We start from the raw sequence: 9,413 nt of genomic DNA, 5'->3' as shown, positions 1-9,413 counted from the left end.
CGCAGACGCCGGGCTCGCAGACGCCGGGCTCGCAGACGCCGGGCTCGCAGACGCCGGGCTCGCAGACGCCGGGCTCGCAGACGCCGGGCTCGCAGACGCCGGGCTCGCAGCCTAGTGGGGTGCAGCCGGGTGTGTTCTCGCCTTCGCCGCAGGGTGGGGACGTTTCGGTTGTGGACGCTCCGCGTCTGGACTCGCCGGCGTTGAGTCCGCAGGATCCGGGCGGGGTTCGGTCGGAGGTTCCCCCGCCAGGGGCCGTGCACTCGCAGCTGCCGCCGACCGTCGGGGGTGAAGCGCGCACCGATGTCGATGCCGTGGGTGAGGAACGGCGTGAGTCCAGCGCACCGCAGCCTCAGGCGTCGCAGCCTCAGACACCGCAGTCCCACACACCGCAGTCCCAGACGCCACAGCCTCCGCCGGACCAGGCTCAGCCGGATCAGCCTCAGCCGGGTCAGTCCCAGACGCCCCAGAGCCAGCAAGGTCAGCCGCAGACGGGGCAGCCGCAGACGGGGCAGCCGCAGACGGGGCAGCCGCAGACGGGGCAGCCGCAGACGGGGCAGCCGCAGACGGGGCAGCCCCAGCAAGGACAGCCGCAGACCGGGCAGCCCACGGGCCGACCTGGCCGGGACGATGTCGTGGCACCGCCCCTGCCTTCGTCGGTCGAAACACCCGCACCCCAGCACGTGCCGGTGAGGCCGGACGTGCTCCCGGTGGTCGAGGCGCCGAGCGAGCTCGGAGTGGACCGCGGGACAACGGAGATCCAGAATCCGGAGGTCTCCCACACCCCGACGCCACACGCGGCCGAGGTGGACACGGTCTCCGACCACGACTCTGACCGCGCGACCGACCGCGACTCCGATCGCGCGACCGACCGCGATCCCGACCGCGACTCCCACCGCGAGACCGATCGCGCCTCCGACCGCGAGACGGACCGTGAGGCTGGTCGCGAGACCGACCGCGCGACCAGTCGCGAAACCGACCACGACTCCGACCGCGAAACCGACACCGAATCCGTCTTCGACGACACGCTGACCGACGACTCCGACGTGGAGTCGGAGCCAGACCTGGAAGCGCAGCCCACCCCAGCCACCCCCGCACAGCAGTACCGCCGTGACGCACTGGAACAAGCCCCCGCCCACCAGCGGGGAACCCTCCGCGGCCTGCCCGGCCAACCGGAGGTGCAACGGTCGGCGTTCGAGGTGCGCAGGGCGGTGCAGGACGGTGTGTGGACGACGGAGCTGACCGTCGTCGTCGACATCGACCCCGAAGGCCGCTTCGGCGAGGACGTGCGGCGGGAGGTGTTGCGGGACGCCCAGGACGGGGTGGACCAGTACCTCAACGGGCCGGACCTGCGCACGGACAACGGGGACCTGCTGCGGTTCCGGGTTGTTCCGCACGACGGGAGCTCGCCTGTGGTGCACCACGTTGTGCACCTGGACCCCGAGCACGACGTGGACCAGACGCACTGGACGCCGGGGCAGGGGCCGTTGGCCTCCGCGCACGAGGTCGGGCACATGTTCGGGCTCGTGGACGAGACCGGTGGCGCGAACCGGCCGACGGTCGAGGGCACGCTGATGGGGCGCCACCAGCGGACCGGGCCGGACGGGGTGCCGCGGGCGGTCACGAAGGTCGAGGTGCCCTCGCGGTACCTGTCCGTGCTGTCGCGGGTGATCGGGCCGGTCGAACTGCTCGCCGACGTCCCCCGCGGACGGGTCACGGCCGATCTGCCCACGGGCGCGGTGGAGCCGCGGCTGTACCGGGGCACGGAGGAGAAGGGGGCCGGCGGGCGCCGGGTGCGGTTCGCCCTGCCGGACAAGGAACCCGTCAAGAAACCCGACGAGGAACAGGAAAGCGGCACAACACCGGAGGAGCAGACACCCGAGTCGGCGGAACAACGGCTGCGCGACAGCCTCCCGCAGTACCTCCGGGACAGCCGCGGGCTCGGTGCCGCCGAGCAGATCGACGTGCTCCGCGGGGACGACGGAACGCGCGTCGAGGTCGAGCAGGCGCTGAGGCGCCTCGCACCCGGCGTGCAGAAGTGGGACGGTGCCGCCGAGCTGTCCGAGGGGCTTGAGCACGCGGTCGCCGGCGCGTTCCAGGAGCACGGCAGCCGTCCCACCGTCAAGGGTGACGACCGGTTCCACAGCCTGGAGGTCAAGGCCACGGCGCACTGGGACCGCGTGGTGGTCCTCGGCGAGGCCGAGAACAAGCAGGTCGCCTCGTCGAAGACCAAGACGTCGTCCTCGGTCGAGGAGGACGGCACGCGGCAGAACAACCTCTCGCCGCCCCTGCAGTTCACCGGTCTGCCCGGCGTCGTGGTCCAGGTCATGCCCACGATCCCCGCCGCGCCCGTCGAGCAGGTGAGCAGCGAGCAGAAGAAGGAGCTGGGCAGGTCGACGAAGGTCGAGCACACCCCGGCGGTGAAGGCCGACGTCCCGGTCACCCTGTCGTTCCGGCTCTTCGACGAGGACGGCCGCAGGGTCATGTCACCGGAGGGGGAGCAGGAGGTCGAGGTCAGCGGCCGGGTGACCCTCACGGTGCCGACCGACCTCCCGACGAAGGACGACGCGGGCCGCGCGGTGCTCCACGAGGAGATCGGGCCGCGGATCGGCGACGTCGTCGGAGCGGACATCGCCCCGGTCACCAGGGCTGACCGCGAGCGGCTCGTCGCCGACGACCCGGTGTGGCGGGAGAAGCAGGGGGACGAGACCACCCGCCTGCCGGAGCTGACCGGCCTGCCGCGCGGCGTCGCCACCGAGTCGGCCGTGGTCAACAACCCCGGTACGGCCACCTTCGCCGAGCAGGTCCTGTCCCGCCTGCAGCCGCGTTTCGCGAAGACGACCGCGCTCGGTTCGGACGGCCGCGAGGTCGTGGAGGAGTTCTTCAGCGAGAGCACGATCGCGGAGAACCTGCCGAAGATGGCCGTCTACGACGGCGAAGCCGACCCGGAGAAGGGGTGGGTCGCCTCACCGCCGATCTTCAAGGGGCGTGGGCGCGGGTTCGAGTGGCGTCCGCGCAGCACGCAGCTGGAGATGCGCGCCGTCGCGCGGTGGGTGCGCGTCGACCAGGTCAGGGACAAGGTCAAGATCACCGAGCGGACGCACGCGCACTTCGAGCACTCCGGCAAGTACGCCGTGAAGCGGAAGTTCGCGTTGTCCGGCTTCATCGGTGGTGGCGGCGAGCCGATCCCCGGTGTCATGGCGGCGGGTGGCCTCACGGGCAGCGCGAGCGTCGAGCGGAACGCGTCGGGGAAGGTCTCCGGCTCGACCGCGGGCAAGCAGGCGCTGAAGATCACGGGCGACGCCGTCCGCTACGAGATGGTCTACGACATCGAGGTCCGCCAGGTCGGCAAGGAGGGGCAGCGGCCCTGGAAGCTGGACGGCAACGTCACCGCACTGCACTGGACCTCGCGGCGCAACGCGGCACGGGTCGGGCTCGCCGGGCCCGACCCGGAGGACGGCGGGTTCCGCGGTGGTGCCGACCGGACCGTGCAGGGGCCGCCGGAGTTCGAGCGGGGCAAGGCGATCCTCGGTGTGGTGGAGGAGGTCGACAGCGGCCGGCTGCTCGAACAGGCGCTGGTGCCGCTGCTGCACGACGTCCCGCTGCAAAGGCGGTGGTACGTCAGCAGTTCGATGTTCGTCCGGCAGTTCACCGACGGCGACGTCGAGGACGGGCGGCTCACCGCGAAGGCGGTCGAAGCGATCCAGCGGGGCCGATCGCTCGCGGAAGCGCTGGACGAGAACGAGATCGCCCGCCTCACCCGGCGCCTGAGCGACGGCGGGCTGCTGATCCCGGTGCGGCGCAAGGGCTGGTTCCACGACTACCGCACGACGGTGACCGTGACGGCACGCGTCAGCGACATCGAGGAGGGCGACCCGCTCACCGCCGACGAGCTCGAAGAGGTCTACGTCGGCAAGGCCACCGACGGCATCGAGAGCGGTGGTTCCAGGTCGGCCGAGGTCGGCGGCGGACCCCAGCTGCGGTTCATGGGCCTCCTTCCCGGCTCGGGGCCCTCGACCACCGCGTTCGGCGTCCTGCTGTTCGGCGTGCGCGGAGCGCGGAACTGGTCGAAGGAGACGACCTTCGGCTCGAAGGCGAAGCGCAGGGTCGAACGGCGCAAGGGCGACTCGCTCACCGAGGAAGGCAAGATCGGCGACCGGGCGGTCCGCCAGTTCAAGTCCACGCTGACGATCGACTTCAGGGTCGACTCGGAGCGCCGCCACGCCGAGGCCGTGCGCAGGATCATCCCCGGCCGCAGCGGTCGTCAGCTGCCCACGCACGCGGAGATGCCCCGCGTGCCCGGCGAGATCTCGGTCGAGATGCGCACGCTGGTCCCCGAAGTCTTGCTGGCACCGGGGAACCCGTTCGACGCCGAGCCCGACGCACCGGTCGTGCCCACGCCCACGCCCACGCGCACGCTGCCCGACCCGCCCGCACCGCACGCGTTGCGCCCGCCGATGTCGCACCGCTTCGACGACGTCGAGATCGTGTCGTTCCACGGCGCGGAGAAGCTCCAGCAGGCCGCGCTGGAGGTGATGAGCGCCGCCTCCGGTCACGACCCCGTGGTGCGCAGCCGCACCGGCGTCATCGCGCAGACGGTCAGCGAGGAGCTCGCCTCCGAGAAGCTGACGCAGGACCTGCGCCTGTTCAGCGACACCTTGGTGATCGACTCCGCCAAGAAGCTGCACGGCCGCCGGGTGCACGACCTGTTCGGCAGCTGGGGCGTCACCTTCGCACCGCGCCTGTCGGCGACACCCGTGACCGCGCACGAGTACCAGCAGGTCGTGCGCGAGGTCCAGGGCACGTCGAAGGTCACCGGTGTCAGCGGCCCCACGGACACCTTCGGCGGGTACGTCGTCGGGGTCCCCGTGCTGACCGACAGGAGCCTGACGGCCGGCGAGCAGGGCACGCACGCGATGCCCCGCGGCATCCTGGTCCTCCTCGGATCGCCGTACAGCGGCAGCGACAGCAGGTCGGACTCCGGCTACGTCGAGACCGCGGAGAAGCTCTCGATCAGCGAGCTGCCGCAGAAGATGTTCCTGGTCCGCCTGGACGTCGACGCGACCGTCGTCGCGGAGGCCGTCCACAAGAACAACCTCACCTTCGGCCTGACCGCCCCGAAGCCGCTCACCAGGGCCGGTGAGGTGGTCCACCTGCCGGAGTCCGTGCTCGCCTGGGTGACGGCGGACCAGCTCGCGGAGCTCGCGACCGGCACCCCTCCTGCCGCGCCCCGCCCCGACGGAACGCTCGCCGTGCCGCCGGGGCTGAGCCCAGGACGGACCGAGGGCCAGTCGGTCGGCCTCGGCGGCATCAGCCGGCCGATCGACCTCCGGCAGCACGTCGACGCCCTGCGCGACGAGCTGGCACGCCACCCCGCCATCGGCGCGGACAAGGCCGGCAGGCTGCTGCCGGACTCCACCCTCGACCCGAACAACGTCAACATCGCGAGCGTCAAGAACTTCCTGTCGGACGCCAACCGCATGGTCAACAGCCTGATCAACGGCGGACAGGTGGCCCCGAACAGGCTGGAGGACCGCTTCCACGGCGAGACCTACGAGCTCGTGATCGACGCGTCGTTCACCGAGGAACCCTCCCAGGGCGCGGTGCGGAACGTCGCGAAGCTCAAGGCCGGGGTGAGCGCGGAGCTCGGCGCGAAGGGCGTCACGAGCCGGGTGCGGACCCTGTTCACCGCCATCGCGTCGTCCCGCGCGGCCGTCGTCGTGCGCAACCCCGGCACGACCGACCCGGGCAGTGGGCAGGACGAGAACGCCAAGCCCAAGCGGACCGAGGGACAGGCGGGCGCGGGGCCCGGTCTCGAAGGGATCTTCGGCCGCAGGGAGCTGAAGAAGTCCACGGAGGAACGGACCAAGTACAGCCAGTCGGCCACCGTCGAGGGCCCTGTCGCCGTCCACACCGGACGCCTGGACGTCACGCTGCGGGTCCAGCGCCATGGACGTGACTACGGCTCGGTCGAGGTGACCGAGGAGGCCGAGGTCACCAAGCTCGCGGAGGAGGCGTTCCCCCCGCCGGTGCGGGGAGGCCGGTTCGGCTCGGCCGAGGCGGACAGCGGTGTCCGCACCGGCCCGCTGAGCGACGAGGACATGGCGGCGTGGCGGACGACGCTGCCCGACGGCACGCCCGTTCCGCCGATGAAGGACCTCGGCGCCCACTGGGCGGAGCACTACTTCGGAGACATCGACGTCCTGCGCCGCGACGCGGTGGACGTGCTGCGCGCCGCGGGCGTCGACATCACTCCGAAGGTGCTGCGCGTGCTCCGGACCGCGATCACCCCCACGAGCGTGCGCGCCGCGTTCCAGGCCGCGCTGGACGGCCGGTTCGTGCTCTCCCTGCACGACGGCCTCGACCACGACGTGGAGATCCACTTCCGGCCGTCGCGCACGCCGAGGTTCGCCAGCACGAGCGCGGGTGTGCGGATCGACGCCCAGCGGGTGCGGTCCGAGGAGACCGAGGTCGGCTTCACCAGCGGCAACGAGGCGGAGCTGCTCAACACGGCCCCGTTCGGCGCGCTGGGCCAGGCGACCTCGACCGGCTCCGGCAAGGGCACCGAGTCCGGGACGAAGCCGTTCCGCAGCCCGTTCGACGCGAAGGGCGCCTCCACGACGAGGACCACGCACACCGCGCTCGGTCCCGAGCTGGAGGAGAGCGAGCTCTCCCGGACGGACGAGTCCAGGAGCGCCGAGCCGATGAGCTCCGAGACCAGGACGGACGAGAAGCTCACCCGGGCACTGGTCGCCAGCGTGGACACCCGTGTCGTCGCCCGTCCCCGCACGCAGCACGGCAAGACGGAAGCGGTCGCCTACAAGGACCGCCGCGTGCACGACGCGTTCGCCGTGCGAATGTACGACACGAACGCCACGCAACTGACGGGCAGGGAGCTGCCCGACCAGCTGGTGGACTCCACGACGGTGCTCGCGGAGAAGGCCGAGGCCTGGCTGAAGGCCGAGCGGGCCCGGATCGCCGCGTCCGACCGGGTGGAGGTCGCCGCCCGGCCGCTGGAGGCCGCCGACCAGCGGCGCTCCACCGCGATCGTGGACCGGCAGGAGATCCGGCCCCTCGTCCAGGCCCAGCGGGAGCTGGCACGTGAGCGTCGCGACGAGTTCACGCGGGCGCGCGAGGAGTGGAAGAACGCACCCGCCGAGTCCAGGGAGCACCACCGCGAGGAGGTGAAGCGGCGGCGCGGTGAGTGGGCGGCCGCCGACGCGGCTCTGCGCAGGCTCGTGGACCAGGAAACGCGACTCGCCCGCGTCATCGCGCAGTCCGGTGCGGTCACCGCCGCCCACGCCGCCACCGTCGAGGCGGAACGCGCGGCCGTGCGCGAGGAGGAGAAGGCGAAGCAGGAGTGGTGGGCCGCCAAGGCCGAGCACGACCGCGAGATCGCCGCCGAGCAACGCCGGGAAGCCGACGAGGAGATCGCCGAGGAGGTCTCTGACGAGGAGGTCGCCGAAGAGGAGGTCGCCGAAGAGGTCGCCGAGGAGGAGGTCACCCCCGATCCGGCACCGGAGGTCGAGGAGCAGGAGGCTCCCCGCACCGCGGCCCCGGACCTGCTCTCGCGCCTGGACCAGGTGGGAGAGGTGGACCGCCGCTGGGGCAAGGCGCCGCAACGCGAGGTGGACGCGCTGCGGCAGGAGGCGCGCCGGATCGTCGACCGGCACGTGCGCAGGCCTCCGTTGTTCATCGAGGTCCCCGCGCAGGAGAACCTCGACCACGACGCCATCGTCACGCTGGTGGCCTACCGCAGGTACCAGGAGCTCCGCGGTCTGGTCGGCGACGGGGACAGGCCGGAGGACCTGGCGGCGCACCTGGCCGCCGAGACCGGGACCCAGGTGGTCGAGCGCGAGCGCGAGGGACTGCCCGGCGGCGCTTCTCCCGCCGGTCCGGCCGGTACCGCCGGAAGCCCCTCGACATCCCCGTACGCCGTTGTCACCTACCCACCGACGAAAAACGCACGCGAAGCGATCGCCCTGGTGTCCGACGAGTCGGAATCGGACGGGTGGCCGCAGCGGGTGCACGAGTGGCTCGGGGAGGGCGACTGGACGGCGACCTCATCGGCGTTCGTCCTGCTGGAGTTCGAGGACGGTCACGCTGTCGCCGGTGACCACCTGCTCGACGCGGACACCGCCGGCCAGGTGGTGCGCGACTCGGACACCTTCCGCTCGCTCGACCGGGAGCTGCCCCTTCGCGTCATCCTCCTGTTCAGCTCGCCCGACGCGTTGACCAAAGATCCGGCTGGCGAGGTGCGTGCCGCCGAGGACTTCGTCCACCGGTTCGCCGAGGTGGTTCTGGCGGACGCGCCGAACCGACCGGTGTGGACCAGGGTCGATCAGGACCAACCGGACGATCTCCGCACCCTGCTGGAGCCGGCCGACCTGCTGTTCGACCGGGAATACCTGACCACCTCCGAAAACGTCGTCTCCGGTCCCATCACGAACTCGACCGGCGCTCTGATCGGGTTCGACGTCTCCAGAGCACGCTGGTTCACCCCTCTACCGGGAACCGTCCCGACAGTGCACGCGGAACGGGTCTCGGCGGTGGTTCCTCCGGGCCGGCCCAGGGCGGAGGGACGTGAACTGCCGCTTCCGTGGGCGGTGCTCACCGAACCGGGGCGGGTGCGCCCCCTGGTGGTGGCACTGTCGTCGACCCCGGAACCAGGGCACTTCGACCTCGCGGTCGGTCAAGACGGCAGGATGCTGCTGTCGACCCCGCGGGAGACCGCCGAGTTCCTGGTGAACAGGCCGGAGTTCCTCACCGCGGTCACGGGACCCGAGCAACCGGCCCTGGTGCTGCTGAACCGGAACGTCTGGGGGGACCCGCAACAGGCGCTCGGCCTCACCGCTGAACTGGCTGCCGAACTCTCCAGAGCCACCGGGAAGACGTTCGAAACCCACACCGCCGCCGGCGAGATCGGGATGAGGACGGACGGCGTCACGATAGTGGCGACCGGCGTTCTCTTCGGCCACCACCCGCTGCCGGTCGACGCGACGTCGGTGTTCCGCTCCGGTTCGGTGTTCGGTCTTCCCGGCGCGGAGCAGACGGGCCCGTGGTCACGTGACACGTTGCAAGCGTTCTCCGACGCCGTGGAAAGCGGCCGTTTCGTGGTTCCTGGGCCGTGGGGCGCCGCACGGCCGTTCTTCGTCGCCGCCCCCGGTGATGCCGCGGGTGCCGCCCGCGCGACTCTCGGCGACGGCGCGCAGGTCGACGTGGATGGTGCCTGGGGCGGAACGGCCCTGTTGTCCGACCAGGGCTTCTTCTCGGCGCTGACGGCCGATCCCACCCGTCCCGTGGTGATCGTCAAACCGCACCTGTCCGGTGAGCAGGACTTCGGCACCTTCGCCTTCGACCTCGTCACACGGCTGCACGAGTCCGGCTTGTTCCCGACGGTGTACGCGTTGCGGGGC

The 9,413-nt window shown here is 71.7% G+C and carries 1 protein-coding gene (cut by a window edge); it reads left to right on the top strand.

Translation table 11 applies throughout. The annotated features are described in order from the left end of the window. Positions 1–686: 686 nt before the first annotated feature. A protein-coding gene (locus tag ACZ7CD_RS35815; RefSeq protein WP_470380636.1) for a hypothetical protein crosses the window boundary here: on the top strand, positions 687–9,413 show its 5' end (the start). 25,950 nt of this gene lie beyond the right edge of the window; the window shows 8,727 of its 34,677 coding nt (coding positions 1–8,727); its start codon is at positions 687–689; the stop codon falls past the right edge of the window.

It is taken from the genome of Lentzea sp. NPDC036949 (genome assembly GCF_055608075.1).
Note: the sequence above shows the minus strand (reverse complement) of the source record. Positions and strands in the feature narration are given on the sequence as shown.